This is a genomic window from Caballeronia fortuita (assembly GCF_001544835.2).
Lineage (GTDB): Bacteria > Pseudomonadota > Gammaproteobacteria > Burkholderiales > Burkholderiaceae > Caballeronia > Caballeronia fortuita.
The window spans coordinates 105,258-124,789 of record NZ_FCNX02000011.1 but is presented as its reverse complement, the minus strand read 5'-3'; the positions used below and the strand labels follow the sequence as shown (position 1 = coordinate 124,789).

Here is a 19,532-nt window from a genome sequence, read left to right as displayed (position 1 = left end):
CATCGGAGCCACCGGAGATTCGATTCAACCAACTCCTGTTCGGTTTTCCAGGTTGACTGGGCGAGGGTCTCTGTTGCTGCCGGCACGGAACGCGAGTTGCTCTAACTAGCGGGTTCTAAAGATCCATCGACGGTTCAATGCCCGGCCCATTGAGGGCGATTCGACTGACGTTACAGTGACTGAAAAAGGTAATTGATCATATGAATACCGACCCGTCCACGCTTGCCCAGCTTTCTGGCCACGCGTCTGACGTTCCGTTGCACCCTCGCGAGCTCGATACCTCGCCCCGCGCGCCGCGCAGACGCTGGTGGTCGTTCGTCGGCGCGGGTTCGCTTATCGCAGTCGGCTATATGGACCCGGGAAACTGGGCGACCTCGCTGGCGGGCGGCGCCCGCTACGGTTATCGGCTGCTTTTCGTCGTTCTGATCGCCAGTCTCATGGGCATGCTGTTGCAATGGGTGGCATCACGCGTGGGCTTGGTCACCGGACGCGATCTAGCGCAACTATGCCGTGAGCGGTTCAGTCGGGGGACGACGCTCGGGCTCTGGGTGGCGTGCGAGATTGCGATCATTGCATGCGACGTGGCGGAGGTCGTAGGCAGCGCGGTCGCCCTGCAGATGTTGCTCGGCATCTCACTCACCGCCGGCGTTCTGTGCTCGGCAGTGGGTACGTTTGTCATGCTCGCGCTGCAAAGCCGTGGCAAGCGGCCCTTGCAATGCGCGATTACGGCGCTGATCCTCTTTGTCGGTCTTTGCTTCGTTGTGGAACTGGCGCTTGCGCATCCCGATTGGGCTGACGCGCTGCGCGGCTTTACCCCGCCCCCCGCGTTGCTGCGAGACGCCGGCATGCTGTGGCTTGCCGCGGGCATTCTGGGGGCGACCGTGATGCCGCACAACCTGTATCTGCATTCGGCGCTCGTTAAGAATCACGCGCCCAATCACGATGATGCCGCCATCGGCCGCGCGCTCAAGGGGGTGAACATTGATACCTTTGCTTTACTCGGTCTAGCGTTCGTGGTCAACGCCTCACTACTTATCGTCGCGGCAGCAGTCTTCCACGCAAGCGGCCATCGTGAGGTCGACGATCTCGCCGATGCGCATCGGCTGATTGCGCCGCTCGTGGGAAGTCACTGGGCCGGCGTTGCGTTCGCCTCCGCCCTGCTCGCCTGCGGCCTGAATGCGACGGTCACGGGCACGCTCGCCGGACAAGTGGTGATGGAGGGCTTCCTGAATCTGCGAATCGCACAATGGGCACGTGCCCTCCTGACGAGGTCGCTTGCGATCGGTCCTGCGCTGCTCGCCGTAGGGTTTTATGGGCAACACGGCTCGAACGCGCTGCTCGTTTCAACGCAGGTTGTGCTGAGTTTGCAATTGCCACTTGCAATCATTCCGCTGGTGCGCTTTGCTTCGGACGTCGGCCTCATGGGCCGCTGGCGCGTGGCTCGTACGCCATTGGTCGCTGCGTGGGGATGCGCGGGCCTCATTGTCGGCTTGAACACCGCGCTTTTATGGCAGGCCTTGGTCTGACAGGTTATCGTGATCGAAAACGGCAGTTGAACCGCCGGGCAGTCGCCTTGTCTGGTCCGTTGCCAAGCACCCCATCCACACCTACGAAGCATGCCGCCGTGTAACGCCACTGCGAACTGGCGAGATGCCTGCGCACGGGTCGGTACGCGACCACCGTCGCCACGCGACTCTTGGAAAAGGCCGCGAACAGACCGGCAAAATTGGCGGAACGCGGTTTGCTAAGCCCGAGTTGCGGGCCTCGTGTCGAACGTTCGTCATGATGCGCGGGGCTTCAGGTAAACCCGAGCGCACACGTACATCATGCAAACCGCGTTGTTCCCAGCCGGCGTTCAGGCCGGCCGCATCCTTGAATTGTGGCACCTCACGCTCGCGGTCTGTTGCGCAGTCTTTGCCGCGATTTTGCTGGCGTGCCTGATCGCGATCGTACGTGCACCACGCGCCACTCGCGCGACGCCTGTGGACCTCTCGAGCATTGACCGCCCGCAACCGCGCACGCGCTTGTGGGTCGTCGCCGCAACGGGCGTCTCGACGCTGCTTCTGCTTGGGCTCTTGCTCGCGGACGTCATGACCGACCGCGCGCTGTCGCGCCTGCCGGTCGGCGACGCATTGCGCATCGAGATGACCGGCTATCAGTGGTGGTGGCAAGCGAAATATCTGAGCGATGAAAACGCGCCTGAATTCACGCTGGCCAATGAACTACACGTACCGGTGGGCCGACCGGTGATCATCTCACTGAAGGCGGCCGATGTGATTCACACCTTCTGGGTGCCGAATCTGCATGGCAAGAAAGACATGATTCCCGGGCGTGATGCAACCATTGAGTTCCGTGCGGATAAAGCAGGCGTCTACCGCGGGCAGTGCGCGGAATTCTGCGGCTACGAGCATGCGCTCATGGCGTTCTCCATCACCGCCGACCCACCTGCGCGATATGCGGCGTGGGCTGCGCAGCAGCGCCAGCCGGCCGCCGCGCCCGTCGACGCCCTCGCGCTGCGCGGGCGCGACGTCTTTATTAGCCAGGATTGCGCTCGCTGCCATACCGTGCGCGGCACCGGTGCGACGGGCACCATCGGTCCCGATCTCACCCATCTAGCGAGCCGCCAGTTCATCGCGGCCGGCACGATCGCCAACAACCGCGGCAATCTCGCGGGCTGGATCGTCGATCCGCGTACGCTCAAACCCGGGACCGTCATGCCGGGCACCCGCCTGCCGCCCGCCGATCTGCAGGCGCTGCTCGTCTGGCTGGAGACCCTCAAATGAGTGATCAGCAACAGGCCACCCGACTCGTTGATGGTCCTCACGCTTCGCCCGAGGTGCGCGACGCGCTTGCGAGGACGTGGAGCGATCCACCCGGCTTCATCGGTGCGCTGAGCGCGATCAATCACAAAACCGTCGCACGGCGCTTTATTGCGACGACCTTTGTGTTCTTCCTGCTGGCGGGACTGCTTGCTCTTGCGATGCGCACACAGCTCGCGCGCCCAGACCAGCGGCTCATTGGGCCGAACCTTTACAACGAGCTCTTCACGATGCACGGTACGACGATGATGTTTCTGTTCGCCGTGCCAGTCATGCAGGCAGTGGCTGCCTTCCTCGTGCCGCTGATGATCGGCGCGCGCAGCGTTGCCTTCCCGCGCATGAATGCGTACGCGTATTGGGTGTTTCTTTTCGGCGGCTTGTTGCTGTTCGCGTCGCTGGTCGTCAATACAGCACCGAACGCGGGCTGGTTCAGCTATGTACCGCTCGCGGGCCCCAATTACTCGCCCAATAAGGGCGTTGATATCTGGGCGCAGATGATCACCTTCACCGAGCTTGCCGGCCTTATCGAAGCCGTGGTGCTCATCACGACGATTTTCAAAATGCGCGCACCCGGCATGTCGCTCAACCGCATGCCCCTGTTCGTCTGGGCGACGCTCGTCACGCAGTTCATGGTGATCTTCGCCATGCCCTCCGTCATGCTATGCAGTACCGCGCTCATTCTGGACCGGCTCGTTGGCACGCACTTCTACAATCCGGCCAAGGGTGGCGACGTGCTGTTGTGGCAACACCTGTTCTGGTTCTTTGGACACCCTGAAGTCTATCTCGTCTTCATTCCGCCGCTGGGCTTCATCTCGTCGATCATCCCGACCTTCGCGCGTCGGCCCGTGTTCGGCTATCCGGCAATGGTGCTCTCGCTGATCGCGACGGCGTTTCTCGCCTTTGGGTTATGGGTGCATCACATGTTCGCGACCAACGTGCCGGAGCTCGGCAAGAGCTTCTTCACGGCCGCGAGCCTGATGATCGCCATCCCGTCGGCCATCCAGATTTTTTGCTGGATCGCCACGCTTTGGACGGGGCGACTCAATCTGCGCACACCGCTTCTGTATGTGCTCGCGTTCTTCTTCATCCTGGTGATCGGTGGAATGACGGGCATCATGGTTGCCTCGGTGCCAATCGACCTGCAGGTCCACGACACTTACTTCGTCGTCGCCCATCTGCATTACGTGCTGCTCGGCGGCGCCGTGTTTCCGCTGTTCGGCGCGTTCTTCTACTGGTTTCCGAAGTTCGCGGGCCGCATGCTCGACGAGCGGCTCGGCAAGTGGCAGTTCTGGCTGTTTTTCATCGGCTTTAACGTAACGTTTTTTCCGATGCACATGCTCGGTCTCGAAGGCATGCCCCGGCGCGTGTGGACGTATCCGCACGGCATGGGCTGGGACGGCATGAATCTGACGGCGACTATCGGCGCCTATATGATCGCGGCGAGCGTGCTGCTGTTCTTGGTCAATGTCGCCAGGACGCTGCGTAGCAACGATCACGCGGCGGCCGATCCCTGGGGCGCGGGCACGCTCGAATGGAGTGTGCCGTCGCCGCCACCGCCGCACAACTTCGATGCAATTCCTGTGGTCCATGGCCGCGACCCGCTGTGGGAGCCGTCCGCGCAACCGGCCTTCGTCAGCGGCATCGCCGCCGATGCGCGCGAAGTGCTCGTCACCACGGTGCTTGATGCGAAACCTGATCTTCGACCGCTGTTTCCAAAGCCGTCGATCTGGCCGTTCTTTAGCGCCGTCGCGACGACCGTCCTGTTCATCGGCTCGATCTACACGCCGTGGGCCATCGTGTGGGGTTCGGTACCGGTGGCGGTAGCGATGATCGCGTGGTTCTGGCCCAGGCGCACCGATAACCGGCTCGCTGTCGCACGGGAACGTCATCCATGAATACGACATCCACGAATACCGATAAGCGCACGGCGCATGCGCGCCCTGACGATCTCGAGCGCACCTGCATCGTGCTGGACGTCACCGCGCTGCCGACCTTCGGCTTCAGCCATCGGAGCCTCATGTGGTGGAGCACCATGGGGCTCATGCTGATCGAAGGGACGGTGTTCGCCATTGCCGTGATGATGTACTTTTACCTGCGCAGCCGCGCGCCGAGTTGGCCAATGGCGGCCGCGGCGCCGCGCCTCGTCTGGGGCACACTCAACACCGCCGTGCTGGTGCTGAGCCTGTGGCCCAATCAGCTTGCCAAGCAGGCGGCCGAGCGCGGCGACCGGCGCCGGGCCTGTCTGTGGCTGTGGGCGTGCCTGCTCGCCTCTGCCGCGTTTCTCGTGATACGCGGCTTCGAGTTCGCCTCCCTGAACGTCAGTTGGTACACCAACGCGTATGGCTCGGTCGTCTGGCTGCTGCTCGGCCTGCATACGACGCACCTGATCACCGATACCGTGGACACCGCCGTGCTCGCTGTGCTACTTGTCACGGGACCGTTCGAAGACAAGCGCTTCGTCGATGTCAGCGAGAACGCGGTGTATTGGTACTTCGTCGTGCTGAGCTGGCTGCCGATCTACGCGGTCATTTACTGGGCGGCCCGTCTCTGATCATGAAAACGTGGCTCGCGCTGCTGGGCGCTCCCTCGATCGTGCTGACCTGTCTGAGCGTCAACTACGCGCTGCTAGCGCCCGCCTGTCGCCTGTCAAATCACACGCTGCTCGACGGCGCGAGCGGCGCGAGCCTCGTCGTGTGCGTGCTGGCGACGCTGCTCGCGTGGCAACGCTGGCGCGACGCGCGGCGCGCTCATTCCGTCTTGACCAATGATGCGTCCGACTTGCCTGCGCGGCCAGCCTTCGTCGCCGCCGTGGCGACAGGCGTGGGCGCATTGTCCGTATTGGCCGTCATCGCCATTTCGATACCGCAATGGATACTTCCCGCCTGCTGAGGAGGGCCGTTGCGCCCGCCCTCGTCTGCGCTGCCTTATGGAGCGACGCTGCGCGCTCGCATACCCTCTCGAGCGCCGGATCACGTACCGATGCCTCGCCGCTCGCGTGGACCTTCGAGTGGTGGGTCGTGGTCGCATTGCTGGTGAGCCTCGCGCTGTATATCGCCGGATACATGCGCTTGCGCCCGCGCGGCGCGCGGGGTCGCGCGCCGCGCTCCATGCGACTCGTCTCATTCAGCGCCGGGTGGCTCACGCTGGTGCTCGCACTAGTGTCGCCGCTGCATGCGTTGAGCGAGTGGCTGTTCTCCGCCCACATGCTCCAGCACGAGTTGCTGATGCTGGTCGCAGCGCCCCTGCTCGTAATCGGCCGGCCCCTCGCGGTGTGGACATGGGCATTTCCGACCGGCGCAAGAGCAGCCATTGGCGCAGCGGTGCGCTCGCGCTGGATCAAGGCGCCCTGGCAATGGCTGACGGCGCCCGCCGTCGCCTGGATGTTGCACGCGGCGGCGCTCTGGTGCTGGCACGCACCGCGTTTTTTTGAGGCGGCGCTCACTCTCCCCGGCGTTCATACGCTTCAGCACGCGAGCTTTCTGGGCAGTGCACTGCTCTTCTGGTGGACGGTGTTCGGGCGGCCATCCGGCGCGCAAGCCAGCGGCAGCGCACACGCGATGCTCTCGCTATTCACGACGATGGTCCACACCGGCGCGCTCGGTGCGTTGCTGACGCTGGCGCCGGGCGTCTGGTATCCGTCATGCATCGAGACGACGCTTGCCCTCGGCTTCGATCCGCTGCAGGACCAGCAACTCGGCGGGCTCGTGATGTGGGTGCCGGGGGGCCTGGCCTACCTGATTGGCGGGCTGTGGGTGGGCACCCGTCTGCTCGTGCGGCGCGCGCAGCCCCACATCGCGAGCGTATCGCATGAAGGCTAACGACATGCGAAGCCTCTTGTCCACACTCCTGATATGTCTCGCGCTCGCCGCCTGCAAAGGGCAGCCGCCCACGTCCGACGCGATCACCGGCGGCAATCCGCAACGCGGCCTCGCGGCGATCCAGCGCTACGGCTGCGGCGCGTGCCATCGGATCGACGGCGTGCCCGGCGCCTATGGAACCGTCGGTCCAACGCTGGAAAACATCGGCGAGCGCGCCTACGTCGCCGGCACGCTGCCGAACTCGCCCGACAACCTGCAAAGATGGATTCGCTTTCCGCAACGCGTGGTGCCCGGCAACGCAATGCCCGATCTCGATGTCAGTGAAACCGATGCGCGCGACATCGCCGCCTATCTCTACCACCAGTGAATGCAATGCGTGCCGCCCTCCCCGCTCTTCTGCTGCTCATCGCCTTGTCACCCTGCCGCTTCGTCATGGCGGAGGAGGCGCCTTCTCCGGGGTTGCTCGCGCGTGGCGAATATGTCTCCAAGGCAGCGGACTGCGCGGGCTGCCACACCGCCCCGCTTAACGGTGCGCCGTATGCCGGCGGCCTGGGCCTGGCTTCGCCGTTCGGCACGATCATCAGCAGCAACATTACGCCGGACACGGAGACCGGCATCGGTAACTACAGCTATGCGGATTTCGCACGGGCGCTGCGCGAGGGCGTGGCCCCGGGCGGCAAAGGCTTGTATCCGGCGATGCCCTATGCGTCGTTCGTGAAGATGAATGACGAGGACATGCACGCGCTTTACGCCTACATGATGCACGGCGTACCGCCCGTTAAATACCGCCCTCCGCCCACCAAGGTGCCGTTTCCGTTCAACCAGCGTTGGGCGTTGCGGCTGTGGCGCATGATCTTCGCGCCGAAGGCGCAGTTCGCACCGCAACCGACCCGCGATGCGGCGTGGAATCGCGGTGCGTATCTCGTGCAGTCGCTCGGACATTGCGGCGCGTGTCACACGCCGCGCGGGATGGGCTATCAGGAACAGGGTTACGACGAAGCGTCGACGAGATTCCTGGCCGGCGGCATCAATGACAACTGGTTCGCACCGAATTTGCGCGCAGATGCCGGCTCGGGGCTCGGGCGCATCGCGCCCAACGACATCGCCGCATTCCTCAAGACGGGTCACGGCGCGGGCCTGGTCGCCTACGGCAGCATGGTGCAGACGGTGGAGGACAGTCTGCAGTATCTAAGCGATGACGACGTGCGCGCGATCGCCGTCTACCTCAAGAGCCTGCCCGCGACGGGTGCCGCGGACGGCACCTTTGATCCAGCACTCGCGCAGCCCGGGCGCCTCAAGACACGCGCGCCCGATGTTCCGCCCGCGCAAGGCGCAGCAGTGTATGCGGGCTTTTGCGCGCAATGTCATCGTGACGACGGACACGGCGTGGCGAATGCGTTTCCTGCGCTGGCAGGTAATCCGTCGGTGATCAGCGAAGACACGACCTCGCTGATTCGACTGGTCGTGGAAGGCGGCAACAGCCCGGCGACTATTCACGGCCCCGCGCGCCAGCCGATGCCGCCGTTCGCTGACCGGCTTACCGATGTGCAAATCGCGCAGGTGCTCACCTATATTCGCGCGTCCTGGGGCAACGATGCACGCCCTGTGACCGCGAATGACGTGGGTTCGCTGCGCAGCTCCATACATAAGTGACTCGGATCGATGACAGAGGCAGCGAAACGGCTATTTTGAAACGCGCACAGCCTCAGCTCACTCCTCGCGCCGCGTGTCGTCGATCTCTGGCGCAATCGCTGCATGGTTGATGATTGCCACCATCGAGATTCCGCCCAGCATATTGCCGATGAGGGTCGGCAACAAAAACACGCTGAAGTAATCGCCCACCCCGACGGCGCCGATCATCACCGCATAGGCGGCCTCGGCCGAACTCGCGATCACGTGCGTGAGCTTGCTGACGCCAACCGTGTAGGTAACGAGCAGAATGGTCGCGAGACGAGCCGAACGGGCAGTCGGCAATAGCCAGACCATGAGCGCAATCAACCAGCCTGCAAACACAGCCCGCACCAGGGTGACGCCGAACGGCGCGCTGAACGGCGCACGTGCAACCTCCGCGAGCGCCGTTGTCACCTCGGGGCCAAACACGTGCTTGAACTGCAAAAGCGCGGCAAAAATCGTCGTGCCCACAAGGTTAAAAACAAGCACGATCCCCCACAACCGAAGCGTCTTACCGAGCGTGGTGAAGTTGCGACGCGTCAGGACAGGGAGCACGGCGGTCAACGTGCTTTCGGTGAAGAGTTGCTGACGGCCGAGAATCACAAATACGAACCCGATGGTGTAGCCCAGGCTCGAAATCAGATGTCGCCAGCCGGTATCAGGCAGAGCCCCTTCCAGGATCGCCTGGACGAGAAAAGAGAATCCCATTGACAACCCCGCCGCAAGGGCTGACCACATGAGCGCAGTGCCGCTGCGCTCCATCGCGGCCTCGCCCTCTTCGCGAACGATTTCATGGATGACAAGCGGATGCGGTGTGGCATGGTCGGCCGCCTGCTCGCGCTCGCTGCTGTCAAGGTGCGGCGATCCAGCACCTGCGGTTTGATCGGACATGCTGTTTCCCGAAAAAGCACTTTGCGCGCGATGGACATACGGACCCGCGGTGTACAACGATTTGTGCCTCGATAGTTGCCCCGGTGACGAACGCATCAGGTGTTCCACAGCGGTTCCACTGAGCCGCGGCATCGTGTAGGCGAACGAGGGGCGCTTTGGTCTATTGACCGGCTCGTCAAGCTTAGACAATGGACCTTGACTAATTCCGCCGTTTTCGACGCGTGAGCAGCAGGGCACTCACTTCTATTCCGTCACTTTCTTCCGCCTTAAACTCCGCCTGTTCCGCCACATGGCCTGCCTCGATTGAGTATTGCAATTCCCGAACGAGGGCGGTCGTCCGGGTTCGCGTCCTTGCAACAGCATCAAGCGTTCGCCGAGATAAATGACGCTTTGCAGGACGACCACTCGTTCGAGCGGCTATCCCGACTTTGCTCGGGGTGACTCGGTCGAGGCGTCATGGTTTCAGCACGACTTTGATACAGCCGTCTTCCTTGTCGCGGAACGTCTTGTACATTCCGGGGCCCTGTTCAAGCGCCACGGTATGCGTGATTACGAAAGACGGGTCGATCTGACCTTCTTGAATGCGTTGCAGTAGGTCATCGGTCCACCGGTTGACGTGCGTTTGTCCCATCTTCCACGTCAAACCTTTGTTCATCGATGCCCCAAAGGGTAGCTTGTCGATCAATCCACCGTACACACCCGGGACCGATAAGATGCCTGCTGGACGACAGACATAAATCATTTCCCGCAACACGTGCGGTCGGTCGGACTCGAGCATGACGGCCTGCTTCACACGGTCGTACATTGCGTCAAAGGACCGCGTCGCATGTGACTCCATTCCCACCGCGTCAATGCATTTCTCCGGGCCCTTTCCGTCCGTCAGCTCTGCAAGCCGTTCAAGCACACTCTCTTCGTCAAAATTGATCGTGATAGCGCCGCCCTGCCGGGCCATCGCCAAGCGCTCAGGCACGCGATCGATCACGACCACCTGCTTGGCCCCCAGCAGGACAGCGCTGCGAATTGCCATCTGGCCGACCGGGCCAGCGCCCCAGATCGCAACCGTATCCGTCGGGACGATTTCACAGTTCACCGCGGCTTGCCAACCGGTCGGCAAGATGTCCCCGAGGAAGAGCACCTGCTCGTCAGTAAGACCCGCCGGCACCTTCACATGCGTAGTATCGGCAAATGGAACACGCACAAACTCAGCTTGGCCGCCTGCGTAGCCGCCCGTCAAATGCGAATAGCCGAACAGACCAGCGGTCGCGTGGCCAAACATTTTGTCGGCCTCCTCTTTATTACGGTTGCTGCGCTCACAAACCGAAAAATTGCCGCGTTTGCACTGATCGCAGTCGCCGCAGAAAATAGTGAACGGCACGACCACACGGTCGCCGACTTTAAGCGCCTTATTCTCACGGCCCACCTCCACGACTTCGCCCATAAACTCGTGGCCCAAGATGTCACCGCTTTTCATGGTCGGCATGAAGCCGTCAAACAGGTGCAGATCCGAGCCGCATATCGCACAAGACGAAACCTTGACGATGGCATCGCGCCCTTCTTCGATTTCGGGATCGGGAACCGTGTCGCAACGGATGTCGTGTTTTCCATGCCAGCGAAGTGCACGCATATCATCTCCAGCGGGATAGATTGACAGTAACGGAAGGCGTACAAATGCCCTTTGCCATCCCACTCGCGCAATTGCTGTTCCGCAGCGCTCAGTACGATAGGCGAGGGCCAACGCGGCGCGCGTTTTCGCGCTTTGCGAGGGGCCGCTCTTCTCGTCGCTCCATGCCTCAGGGCGTGAGCGTCGCCTCTGTCGGCAAGACGGCGACCCGAGCTGGAAACCAGGGGCGCCAACACGGCACGGCATAGACGTTGACCGTCTCACCGATGTGGAAAGTTTTTATGCAAACAAAGTTTCGGCGGAATGCCCATTCGGATTCAAGCGGACACGTCCCGAACCGGCAGCATACTGTTAAGGCGGAGACGCGCCGTCGCATCGCTGCGTCGGGTCTCCACCGTCGGGAGAAGGTGTGTAATGATCGGGGAAGATCCGACCGACCAAGTCGTCGTACTCGGCCGACGGTGCCTTCACAATCGCTTGGAGCATCTTGATGAAGGCATTGCCGTCCTCCAAGTTTTCGACAATGACCCGTGCTGTGCGCAGCGATATCGTCTCGGCGAGTGGAGGAGCAGTACCGTCGTCGAGCAGAAATTTGAATCGATGAATCTCCACCGACGCGTCTGTCGGAGGGGATTCGTGCGCGATTATTGTGGCCTTCATTTTGGTCATCGTCCGAGTTGCGGGCACACGAGTGATGCAAAAGGCGTACCCCGGCGCGTCCGTTCGAACCTCGGCGCTTGGGTGAACACGCGCACGGATGCGCCGGACCGGAGCCAATTGGCGTTCCGGGGCGCGGCGAACGCGGCGGCTGGCGCGTCGTCGAGCCTCAAGCCGGTGCGCCGGCCGATCGGCACGCGCGGCAGCCTGCCAAGGAGTGCCCACTAGATGCCTCGGCAAGCTGCACGGCCGCGCGTGGGTGACGCGAGGACTTTACCTCGCCGTTGTTGTCCGCGATGCGACGCTGAGCAAATTCATCGTACTGCTGGGTCAATGGGGCGTCGCAGTTGAGTGCGCATGCCTGCTACTCGATGCGCAGGGTTCGAGAAATTTACGATCCGTCACAGCGCACGAAGTTAAGTGAGCCGCCCCAGAGCGCCTGCAACCCATCGCCGCCGCCTGACGCGCACGACATTGGCTTGCTAATAACACGCCGCACAGGCGGCGTGGCGCGGCCGCCTGCAGCGGGCCCGCATCGACCGCTCACTTCGCACGGCAAGGGACCCCAACCCGAGGTGCCGTTTGCCAACGCCTGGGCGGGCGCTCTTGGGGACGCTTCTAAAGTCGAGCGAGGCCTTTGCCTGCTTCGACAACGCCTCGGCGAGGCCTTCTGGACTACCCTGTCGTTCCCAGATTTCGGAGGCGCGCCGACGAACCCGTTCCTGCGCCTGATACTCATGCATTTCTTAGCTCCCGTAGCGCACCGCGGTGCTTGCGATCGCTGCGTCGCAGGTCGACGAGCAGGCAGTCGTGATGAGCAACTCGTGTACCGCCAAGCAGAGCCGACGTTCGCTAAGGGGGGCCGCTTGTGCGGTCATGGGTATGCATTCTGCTGCCCCACCTGAACAGCGTTCTGCAACAAGCGCGACGAAAAAGGCAGCCCGCCCGCTTACCAGGGGCAGCCATTGATGAAGCGCCAACCGCCAAGGAGCCACCGTGGATCTTCAATTGTCCCCGCTTTCCGTCACCACGATGATTCGAATGGATCACACGCACGTGATGGCGGCTTTTCATCGTTACCGCCGCAGCACGCCGTGGTGGAGAAAGCACGCTATCGTCGAACTTATCTGTACGGCGCTGGAAATTCATGCGCAACTTGAAGAAGAGATCTTCTACCCGGCGCTCAGGGCTGCGCTGCCGACCGACGACACCCTTGCCACGAGCAAATCCGACCACGACAAGATGCGCGAGGACATCGCTCGACTACGAGCGATGCGCCCTAACGACGCTGCTTACGACGCACGTTTCATGCACCTCATGCGCGAAGTGATTCACCATGTTGCCGACGAAGAGACACTGCTGCTGCCGAGCGCTGAACGCGCGCTTGCGTCCCAGCTCTCGCAGCTGGGTCAGCGCATGAGCACGCGCAGGCTGCAGCTCGTCGCACAGAGGCGCCCAGCCGCGATCGCGGTGAACACGGTCGCGACCTTTCCAGCCGCCTCGTTCGCAATGGTGTCGCTGGGTGCCTTTTTTCTGGCGCACTGCCTGCGCCCTGCTTCCACGCGCCGCAGTCGGCGGTTCGTGTACAGGAGAACGCGCGAAGATCGAGGCTAAACCACACCGAGGGCAGTGGTTCGACGAAACGAGAAGAAGCTAAATCCGCCACCGTCGAACATCGGCGGCGCCTCGCGAGCGATCGGCGAATGACCCGCTAGGAATTAGAGCCCGCGCAACCGGCGGGCTTTTTGTCGCTTGATCTGGACACTGGTGAGTGCGCCGCGCCTCAATCCTCGCATCCGAGGTCGGTCAGCGACGCGCAGCCGCGCTAATGCGATGTAGGGAAGCGGGGGCATCATGCAGACGAATCAGCTTCGCGAGCGCCGAAGGTATTGCACACTCACTTGGCGCGCGACCTGCAGCTTCTGAACGATCTCGCGCCACTCTGACATCGTTAATTCACGGCAACGAACCGAACTCGACCGCCACCCCTTCGTTACCCCGAAAATCATCGGGTAGAGAGGGTTGGCCCGCACCCTGCGCGCCGGGTGCGCCCTGCGCCTGCACGAAGAAACAGTGCTTGCCCAAGTCGATGCCGATAAGCGTAGCGTAGCGTAGCGTTCGCCATGATAACCTAGGGATATGCAAGCGCGGCAACAGCCCGCTGGGGCAAGGAGCGCGTGCTGTGATGCGTTACGCCGAGCAGAGAACAGATGCGCTCGGGCGCTGGCTACAAGCGCTGCTGCGACGCCGTCACAGCAATGTCGTCGCCTGCGCACTCGCCAACAAAATGGCCAGAATCGTTTGGGCGATTCTGGCCGAGGGTGGGGAGTACCGGGCGCAACCGGCTATCGCTTGACAACTTTCCAGCCTGCTTTTGCGACCACTGACCTGTGATGAAGAAAAACGGCTCACGGCCCAACTGAAAACCTGAGATAAAATCCAGTCCTGCAGACTGAGGCCTTTTTGAGGACAGTTGGGTGCGGCTTCTCGTCGAGAGCCGGGCGCTCTGACTCGTGCCCATTTCGAGCCTGGATACATTTGCGCAATCCCTTTTATCTCACAGATCGAGGTTGCAAGGACCAGGCTGACCATACATTTTCGTTGGCGTGCGACCGCGAGCGCCTTGATGTTTATGCTTCTGGTTCTAGCTGACAATGAGCGTTCCCCACCATCGTAAGCAACATGACCGACTGGTTGGGTCCGTCAGATCGGAAAGTGGACTATTCTCAGGTTCCTGTCTCCCCCGCGATTAGCGCGAGCAGCCGCAACAGCTGGTCAGACGTAGCGTCTTTGCGGCAATATGCATCAAAGCCAGCCTCGATCCCGGGGAGGCGGGTGGCGGACTCCTCTTGTGAGGTGAAAGCGATGATGACGACATGCTGCAAACGCGCGTCCTGCCTCAGCTGGCGTGCGACCGCATACCCGTCCATCCCCGGCATATTAATGTCGAGCACACGGAGTCGGGCACCCACGCGATAATGAGCCGAAACGCTGCAGCCCCGTCAACGACGAATCGCGCGTCATAACCGGACATCGAAAGCAACGCGGTCGTCGCCTCGGCCACGGGCTGGAAATCGTCGACCACAAGCAGCCGCCGCCTGCGACCCGCTTCTGGCTCGATCAGGGTGCGCGAGGTCCAGCGGGCGGTTGTGGACAAGAGCGACATAGAGTGTCAACGTGAGTGACCGGGTTCAGAACCGTCAGCAACGGCTATTCCTTGTGGCGCGCTTGTCGGATGAATCAAATGCGGCGGCCGTCCACCCCAAGAGCGAGGTGAGGATCGATGGGCCTGTCTGATTTCATTGAGCAAAAGCTCGAGGAACTGATTGCCGATTGGACTGCCTATGCCGCCCAGATTAGCGGGCACGGAACCGGCCTTACCGAAAGCGAACTGCGGAATTCGGCCCGCGACCTCCTGTGCGCTATTGCGGTTGATATGCGTGAAGTACAAAGTTCCGGGCAGCAGGAAGCCAAGTCGCACAACGAAGACGCGCGGGAATGCGGGTTCGATCAGATTGCCCGTCAGCACGCCGACGATCGGCTCGCCAATGGCTTTGACATCAATGATGTCGTCGCGGAATTCCGGGCGCTGCGGGCCAGTGTCCTACGTCGCTGGGAGCGCACCGCGCCGCGCGGTGCCGCGTCGTTTCAGGAGATGATCCGTTTCAACGAAGCCATTGATCAGGCACTTGCGGGATCAGTCCGGCAGTACGCGCAACAGACGGAACGCACCAGGGATCTGTTTGCTGGCGTGCAATCAATTCGTCGGAGGTCCTCCTTCGCGACAATTCTCTATCCTCGCGTGGAGCGAGGTCGGTGGCGAATCTGCGAGGCAGCGCCGCACGTATGAAGCGCATGATCGACGATCTTCTCGTCTTCACCCGGACCCGGCTCGGCAACGCGTTGCCGATCGAGCTCGCGCCTCAAGATATGGGGCGAATTTGCCGCGACGCGGCCGAAGAAGTCCGCGCTGCATACCCGGACGCTCGCATTGACGTAGGCCTTGCGGGCGATCTTGCCGGCCAGTGGGACGGTATCCGTATCGCCGAGATGGTCGTCAACCTGTTGATAAACGCCGTGCAACACGGCGCTGGATCGATACGGGTCGAGGCGCGCGGGGACGGTGAACAGGTGACCGTTGCGGTTTCGAACGAAGGCAATGGGATACCCCGACATGCCCTACCGACGCTGTTTGACCCGCTGACGCGGGTCAATCCGTCGCCCTCGCCCCGCGGAACAGCGGCCGGCATGGGCTTGGGCCTGTATATATGCCGGTGCATCGCGCACGCCCACGACGGCATGATAGCGGTCGAATCAGCGGAGGCCATAACGACGTTCACGGTGTGCATCCCTCGCCAGGTCCGCCGCCGCGACTAGTCTTGCCCGCGGGAGGCTTCTTGCTTCTTGAATCATGGCCTGCATTTCGCCTCCCCGCAGCCCGGCGGGCGAAATGAAATCAACCCAGAGCTCGTCGAAGACACGCGGAACAGCCCGCCAAACTATCGGCGCGCAAATACTCTACGGATCTCGGCACGCCGTGCGACCGACGCAAAGTCAAATGTACGCCAGTCGAGATCTACTCCAAGAAACACGACAACACGACACCGCATGCCGCGATCTGAGCACCTTCTTATGGAGCGGCATCAGCCTCCCCAACACCAGTCCAGTTTCCAGAAGGCGTCGAGGGGGCGGCACTTTCATTCCGGGCAATGGAGTCTAGACCGGCTCAGCCCGCTGCGGGCCACGCCTTGGGGACGACTGCCGCTTCGCATTGAATGTATAAGTTGCGCAAACCCGGCCGGTTGTAGTCGATGGCACCATACGCAACAATGACGTCCATTTCCCATCGGCCGGCGCCTGTTTGCAGCAGAGAGACGTTTCGCTCAGCGAGTTCCGTGGCACAGAGCGCCAGCTTTGCCCTTTCTTTCCAGTCGGCCCACCGATCATGCGCATCGAGCCACCGGTGCACCGCCCGGATACGATAGGCCAAGCTTGGCCACTCCCCAGATTTATAGCGATTGAGCAAGAGTCCACAGGTGCGCCAGCAGAGAAGCTGGGCTCTTTCCGCGAATGACATCTTCCGCGACTCACTTTCGTACGAGGAAATATCCAAAACACCTTCCCTCAATTCGAACCTCGCCGTTCGCGCCTCGGCGCTAGCCCCATCGCGAGATGCAACCAAGTCACTCGCGCTAAGCGTTTGAAACTCGCGATATTCTTTCCGGTGGACGCAGTTATGCGTGTCGATCGCTCGTACGACGCTGGCCTTTAAGGGCGTCGCGGCGACGTTGTCACGCGTCACCGAATCACTGTGTTTCGAACGGCGGTTTTGGCAAAGGCTCGCCATCGACAAACGCGGTCGCCGTACGCACCGCGAAATCCATCGCCGCCCGTTTGCTTGCGAACATGCCAAGCGTCCCGAGAGACGTAGATTCGCCGTCTTCTTCGAGTATTCTGGCGCGCGCCACATAGGCGACGCCCTCTCGCAGAGCCGAAGCAAGAATTGCGGCCCCGTTGTGGTAGAGAATCATGATTCTGTCTCTTCGTTGTTAATCAGCGTCATGGCAGCCCGCCAGGGAAGCGCGTTACCCTTCAAGTGCACTTCTTGAAGTGCGCTTGAAATAAGAACCTCCGCAGTAACCCATCAAGCGTCCGTTCGAGTACTACGCCACCTTGGGTCGCCAGCGGCCCGTATTGCTACGAACTCGAAGAATCCAAGCGCGCGTTCCATTGCGGTGACGCCGTTCGCTACTCTTCGCAGTAACTGCTGACTGTCGACTGCCGTGCAGGTAGCCGGTGCCGGCCGTAAAAAGGGACCCCCGCCGCTTATCGGATCGTTCAAGCAAGCTAAGTACGATTTCATCATGGCCCCCGCTTTACAGCGAGAAGCCAGCCATGTCGGATGCCTTCGTCATGTCGGGTGCCTTTAACCCAGCACCCGCCGTGCCGAAAATTGGCAGGGTGGATTTCCATCCGCCCTCCCGAATGCTTATCACAAGAGAACGCGATTAAGAAGAAGGCATTCTTGGCTCTCTTTGTGCGGATGAAATGTTTTTGTCCGAAATGGCGGCAATCAGAACGAACCTGCCCGTGCCGATGCGCTGTCCCATTCAAGCGCGGCCGGCGCTCGCCCGTGACTTGCCTTGGCTAGCGGCCGTTCGCCGCGTGCCGCGACGTCGCGCACGACCACACGGGTCATCCTTAGGTTTCCGGCAGACCTAAGGTCCCATTCTCCGGTACTCAGAGGCGTGGTCGCATAGCACGCGCGTGCCCGATGTGACCCAGCGTCAGGACAAACGTGCCGAACGACATCTACTGGCCGGTCCCCTTGAGACGTCCACCACAGCGAGGTTCACAGCGTCTTTTTCACCTCAACCACAAGTTCAGCCAGAAGGCGGCGAGGAATGCGACAAACGCCAGCGACCCAGAGATCCGGCCTTGAGTGAAGCGTTTGTCGAACAGCGGGCGCAGGACCTTCCAGCCTCAATACGCTCCATTGCCCTCCCGTCTTCGCCAATGGATTCTTGCTAATCTTCGCAATTCAGCATAGTCATGTCGGACCCACAACGCTGCGCGATGATGGCTTCATACGCAGCGCAAAATTATTCGCGCGTCGATTCGACACGATTCCCATTCAAGAGCCAAGCGCCATTCGTATGCGTTGCATTCGCGTAGCTGGCGCTCCTCCAATCGCCGCGGAAGCCATTAAATTAGATCGCCTTGATAGGCACAACGCTTGCGCTTGATGAAAGGCCGCTGCTGGTGCTGGCTTCTTACGTTCGTTCACTACCTGGATGACTGCCATGAAACTTCTAACCACTCGAGATGGTCTGCCGCGTCTGTCCTGGGGCTCAATTATCGCCGGCGTCATTCTATCGATGATCGTCTATTTGATCATGAGCGTGCTCGGTACGGCCATTGGCGCGTCGCTGCTGTCGCCGATGACGAAACCCGATCCGTTGCACGGGTTCGGCTTCGGGTCGGGGGTTTGGGTCATCGTCACCACCGTACTGGCGGTCTTTGTCGGCTCGTACTACGCAGGCCGCTGTGCACCGGTGCTCGGATGGCTTCATGGTCTATTGTCTTGGGCGGTGATGACGCTATTCGTCGTGTACGGCATGACCTCCCTGATCACCGGAGCGATGAGCACGGCGGGTAGCGTCGCAGCGACGACCGCCCAGGTCAGCGCGACCGCCGCAAATCAATCCGGTACGACCCCGTCGATCGTGGATACCGCCAAGCAGCAAGTACAAGCTGCAGTCGCATCGGCGGCGTCGGCCGCTTCAAGTCCGCAGGCCGAACAGACGGCGCGTGAAACGGCGGATGCCGCGGCACGGGGCGTCGCGCGCGCGAGCTGGTTCTCCTTTGCCGCACTCATTGTGGGGGCCATCATCGCCATCGTCTCGGGTGGCGCCGGCTTTCGCCATCAGCCGCCCTTTGAAGAAAGCGGTGGTACGTCAACTGGCGCCGATACGCCGCCGGTGCGCAGCCGCTCCGTGCCAGGAGGCGGTCGTCTCTGAGTGAGCGGCTTTCCGACAGCCAGCGCTAGTCCGGCCGCCGTGTTGATGAGGAGGAACCCATGCGTGACGAAGAGACTTCCGGTGCGACACCAGCGCCTGATTCGTATGACGCAGTGCGTGTGTCGGCGGTCAAGGAAGAGATCGCGGTCGGAGTCGCAACGGTAGAAACGGGCGCGGTGCGGGTGCGCAAAGTCGTCCATGAAGACCTGCAGCCTGTCTCGATGCGCCTACGGACTCAGCAGGTCGACGTTCAGCGCATCCCAGTGAACCGGCCTGTGGAGGAGCGCGACGAGCCGCGGCGCGAAGGCGACACGCTCATCATCCCGATCTACGAGTACGTCCCGGTGGTACGCATGCAACTCACTTTGAAGGAAGAGGTGCACGTCAAGACGACCGAGATGCAAGAAGACGTGATCCATCGCGTGCCGACCCATTCGGAGGAGCTTGTCGTCGAGCGTCGCGAAGGCCCTGACGGTCCGTGGAAGAAAGACCCGGGCGCCAACTGATGCAACGATCCAATAAACGAAACGTTCAC

General features: G+C 61.7%; 20 protein-coding genes and 1 pseudogene. 14 read left to right on the top strand and 7 right to left on the bottom strand.

The features are described 5' to 3' along the window. The first annotated feature begins 200 nt into the window (after window positions 1-200). From AWB77_RS21545 to AWB77_RS21510, 8 genes are all read left to right on the top strand, one after another. Window positions 201-1,526 (top strand): Nramp family divalent metal transporter, encoded by a 1,326-nt coding sequence (locus AWB77_RS21545; RefSeq protein WP_082852706.1) that lies wholly within the window; start codon window positions 201-203, stop codon window positions 1,524-1,526. A gap of 300 nt (window positions 1,527-1,826) precedes the next feature. Next, window positions 1,827-2,783, top strand: coding sequence for a c-type cytochrome (locus AWB77_RS21540; protein ID WP_061136467.1), 957 nt, complete (start codon window positions 1,827-1,829; stop codon window positions 2,781-2,783). Continuing rightward, entirely contained in the window at window positions 2,780-4,714 is a 1,935-nt protein-coding gene (ctaD, locus tag AWB77_RS21535; RefSeq protein WP_061136466.1) for a cytochrome c oxidase subunit I, read from the top strand. The genes AWB77_RS21540 and ctaD overlap by 4 nt, the downstream gene beginning before the upstream one ends. Next, window positions 4,711-5,370, top strand: a complete 660-nt coding sequence (locus AWB77_RS21530; protein WP_063936533.1) for a cytochrome c oxidase subunit 3 — start codon at window positions 4,711-4,713, stop codon at window positions 5,368-5,370. Before ctaD ends, AWB77_RS21530 begins: the two co-directional genes overlap by 4 nt. Window positions 5,371-5,372: 2 nt before the next feature. Beyond that, entirely contained in the window at window positions 5,373-5,708 is a 336-nt protein-coding gene (locus tag AWB77_RS21525; RefSeq protein WP_061136465.1) for a hypothetical protein, read from the top strand. Then, window positions 5,687-6,637, top strand: coding sequence for a cytochrome c oxidase assembly protein (locus AWB77_RS21520; RefSeq protein WP_061136464.1), 951 nt, complete (start codon window positions 5,687-5,689; stop codon window positions 6,635-6,637). The genes AWB77_RS21525 and AWB77_RS21520 overlap by 22 nt, the downstream gene beginning before the upstream one ends. 4 nt (window positions 6,638-6,641) lie before the next feature. Continuing rightward, a complete protein-coding gene (locus AWB77_RS21515) occupies window positions 6,642-7,004 on the top strand; it encodes a c-type cytochrome (protein ID WP_061136577.1) in 363 nt (120 codons plus the stop codon). Between the two features lie 65 nt (window positions 7,005-7,069). Beyond that, a complete protein-coding gene (locus AWB77_RS21510) occupies window positions 7,070-8,290 on the top strand; it encodes a cytochrome c (protein ID WP_244158608.1) in 1,221 nt (406 codons plus the stop codon). A gap of 57 nt (window positions 8,291-8,347) precedes the next feature. On the opposite strand, the gene AWB77_RS21505 is transcribed toward AWB77_RS21510, so the two are convergent. The 4 genes from AWB77_RS21505 to AWB77_RS34580 form a co-directional block, all read right to left on the bottom strand. Further along, window positions 8,348-9,199, bottom strand: a complete 852-nt coding sequence (locus tag AWB77_RS21505; RefSeq protein ID WP_061136462.1) for a formate/nitrite transporter family protein — start codon at window positions 9,197-9,199, stop codon at window positions 8,348-8,350. A 454-nt stretch (window positions 9,200-9,653) separates the two neighbouring features. Next, the gene (locus AWB77_RS21500; protein WP_061136461.1) at window positions 9,654-10,823 is read right to left on the bottom strand and encodes a zinc-dependent alcohol dehydrogenase; all 1,170 of its coding nucleotides are present in this window, start codon (window positions 10,821-10,823) and stop codon (window positions 9,654-9,656) included. Window positions 10,824-11,171: 348 nt separating this feature from the next. Continuing rightward, on the bottom strand, window positions 11,172-11,489 hold the full coding sequence (locus tag AWB77_RS21495; protein WP_061136460.1) for a hypothetical protein: 318 nt from the start codon (window positions 11,487-11,489) through the stop codon (window positions 11,172-11,174). Between the two features lie 470 nt (window positions 11,490-11,959). Next, the gene (locus AWB77_RS34580; RefSeq protein WP_074168923.1) at window positions 11,960-12,220 is read right to left on the bottom strand and encodes a DUF2934 domain-containing protein; all 261 of its coding nucleotides are present in this window, start codon (window positions 12,218-12,220) and stop codon (window positions 11,960-11,962) included. A gap of 289 nt (window positions 12,221-12,509) precedes the next feature. Here AWB77_RS34580 and AWB77_RS21490 point away from each other — a divergent pair, with 289 nt between their 5' ends. Both AWB77_RS21490 and AWB77_RS36990 read left to right on the top strand, forming a co-directional pair. After that, window positions 12,510-13,091 (top strand): hemerythrin domain-containing protein, encoded by a 582-nt coding sequence (locus AWB77_RS21490; RefSeq protein ID WP_279616190.1) that lies wholly within the window; start codon window positions 12,510-12,512, stop codon window positions 13,089-13,091. Between the two features lie 517 nt (window positions 13,092-13,608). Further along, a pseudogene (locus tag AWB77_RS36990) lies at window positions 13,609-13,833 on the top strand (IS110 family transposase); the annotation flags it as partial. A 370-nt stretch (window positions 13,834-14,203) separates the two neighbouring features. Here AWB77_RS36990 and AWB77_RS37485 read toward each other — a convergent pair. Further along, entirely contained in the window at window positions 14,204-14,407 is a 204-nt protein-coding gene (locus AWB77_RS37485; protein WP_374728708.1) for a PleD family two-component system response regulator, read from the bottom strand. Between the two features lie 353 nt (window positions 14,408-14,760). Here AWB77_RS37485 and AWB77_RS36985 point away from each other — a divergent pair, with 353 nt between their 5' ends. Then, window positions 14,761-15,327: an RsbRD N-terminal domain-containing protein gene (locus tag AWB77_RS36985; RefSeq protein WP_244158601.1), complete on the top strand. Its 567-nt coding sequence runs from the start codon at window positions 14,761-14,763 to the stop codon at window positions 15,325-15,327. After that, a complete protein-coding gene (locus AWB77_RS36980; protein WP_244158600.1) occupies window positions 15,324-15,854 on the top strand; it encodes a sensor histidine kinase in 531 nt (176 codons plus the stop codon). The genes AWB77_RS36985 and AWB77_RS36980 overlap by 4 nt, the downstream gene beginning before the upstream one ends. A gap of 349 nt (window positions 15,855-16,203) precedes the next feature. Here the strand turns inward: AWB77_RS36980 and AWB77_RS35935 are convergent, their stop codons facing one another. Next, window positions 16,204-16,467, bottom strand: a complete 264-nt coding sequence (locus AWB77_RS35935) for a hypothetical protein (protein WP_157694860.1) — start codon at window positions 16,465-16,467, stop codon at window positions 16,204-16,206. Window positions 16,468-16,783: 316 nt separating this feature from the next. After that, window positions 16,784-17,008 (bottom strand): hypothetical protein, encoded by a 225-nt coding sequence (locus AWB77_RS21470; RefSeq protein ID WP_061136457.1) that lies wholly within the window; start codon window positions 17,006-17,008, stop codon window positions 16,784-16,786. A 1,272-nt stretch (window positions 17,009-18,280) separates the two neighbouring features. On the opposite strand from AWB77_RS21470, the gene AWB77_RS21465 reads away from it, so the two are divergent. Next, window positions 18,281-18,997, top strand: coding sequence for a YrzE family protein (locus AWB77_RS21465; RefSeq protein WP_061136574.1), 717 nt, complete (start codon window positions 18,281-18,283; stop codon window positions 18,995-18,997). 59 nt (window positions 18,998-19,056) lie between these two features. Further along, window positions 19,057-19,503 (top strand): YsnF/AvaK domain-containing protein, encoded by a 447-nt coding sequence (locus AWB77_RS21460; RefSeq protein ID WP_061136456.1) that lies wholly within the window; start codon window positions 19,057-19,059, stop codon window positions 19,501-19,503. Window positions 19,504-19,532 lie beyond the last annotated feature (29 nt).

What these genes read in the sequence shown, in the direction of transcription:
- AWB77_RS21545 (WP_082852706.1), top strand. Translation starts at nt 201, where the DNA reads ATGAATACCGACCCGTCCACGCTTGCCCAGCTTTCTGGCCACGCGTCT.
- AWB77_RS21540 (WP_061136467.1), top strand. Translation starts at nt 1,827, where the DNA reads ATGCAAACCGCGTTGTTCCCAGCCGGCGTTCAGGCCGGCCGCATCCTT.
- ctaD (WP_061136466.1), top strand. Translation starts at nt 2,780, where the DNA reads ATGAGTGATCAGCAACAGGCCACCCGACTCGTTGATGGTCCTCACGCT.
- AWB77_RS21530 (WP_063936533.1), top strand. Translation starts at nt 4,711, where the DNA reads ATGAATACGACATCCACGAATACCGATAAGCGCACGGCGCATGCGCGC.
- AWB77_RS21525 (WP_061136465.1), top strand. Translation starts at nt 5,373, where the DNA reads ATGAAAACGTGGCTCGCGCTGCTGGGCGCTCCCTCGATCGTGCTGACC.
- AWB77_RS21520 (WP_061136464.1), top strand. Translation starts at nt 5,687, where the DNA reads ATGGATACTTCCCGCCTGCTGAGGAGGGCCGTTGCGCCCGCCCTCGTC.
- AWB77_RS21515 (WP_061136577.1), top strand. Translation starts at nt 6,642, where the DNA reads ATGCGAAGCCTCTTGTCCACACTCCTGATATGTCTCGCGCTCGCCGCC.
- AWB77_RS21510 (WP_244158608.1), top strand. Translation starts at nt 7,070, where the DNA reads ATGGCGGAGGAGGCGCCTTCTCCGGGGTTGCTCGCGCGTGGCGAATAT.
- AWB77_RS21505 (WP_061136462.1), bottom strand. Translation starts at nt 9,199, where the DNA reads ATGTCCGATCAAACCGCAGGTGCTGGATCGCCGCACCTTGACAGCAGC.
- AWB77_RS21500 (WP_061136461.1), bottom strand. Translation starts at nt 10,823, where the DNA reads ATGCGTGCACTTCGCTGGCATGGAAAACACGACATCCGTTGCGACACG.
- AWB77_RS21495 (WP_061136460.1), bottom strand. Translation starts at nt 11,489, where the DNA reads ATGACCAAAATGAAGGCCACAATAATCGCGCACGAATCCCCTCCGACA.
- AWB77_RS34580 (WP_074168923.1), bottom strand. Translation starts at nt 12,220, where the DNA reads ATGCATGAGTATCAGGCGCAGGAACGGGTTCGTCGGCGCGCCTCCGAA.
- AWB77_RS21490 (WP_279616190.1), top strand. Translation starts at nt 12,510, where the DNA reads ATGATTCGAATGGATCACACGCACGTGATGGCGGCTTTTCATCGTTAC.
- AWB77_RS37485 (WP_374728708.1), bottom strand. Translation starts at nt 14,407, where the DNA reads ATGGACGGGTATGCGGTCGCACGCCAGCTGAGGCAGGACGCGCGTTTG.
- AWB77_RS36985 (WP_244158601.1), top strand. Translation starts at nt 14,761, where the DNA reads ATGGGCCTGTCTGATTTCATTGAGCAAAAGCTCGAGGAACTGATTGCC.
- AWB77_RS36980 (WP_244158600.1), top strand. Translation starts at nt 15,324, where the DNA reads ATGAAGCGCATGATCGACGATCTTCTCGTCTTCACCCGGACCCGGCTC.
- AWB77_RS21470 (WP_061136457.1), bottom strand. Translation starts at nt 17,008, where the DNA reads ATGATTCTCTACCACAACGGGGCCGCAATTCTTGCTTCGGCTCTGCGA.
- AWB77_RS21465 (WP_061136574.1), top strand. Translation starts at nt 18,281, where the DNA reads ATGAAACTTCTAACCACTCGAGATGGTCTGCCGCGTCTGTCCTGGGGC.
- AWB77_RS21460 (WP_061136456.1), top strand. Translation starts at nt 19,057, where the DNA reads ATGCGTGACGAAGAGACTTCCGGTGCGACACCAGCGCCTGATTCGTAT.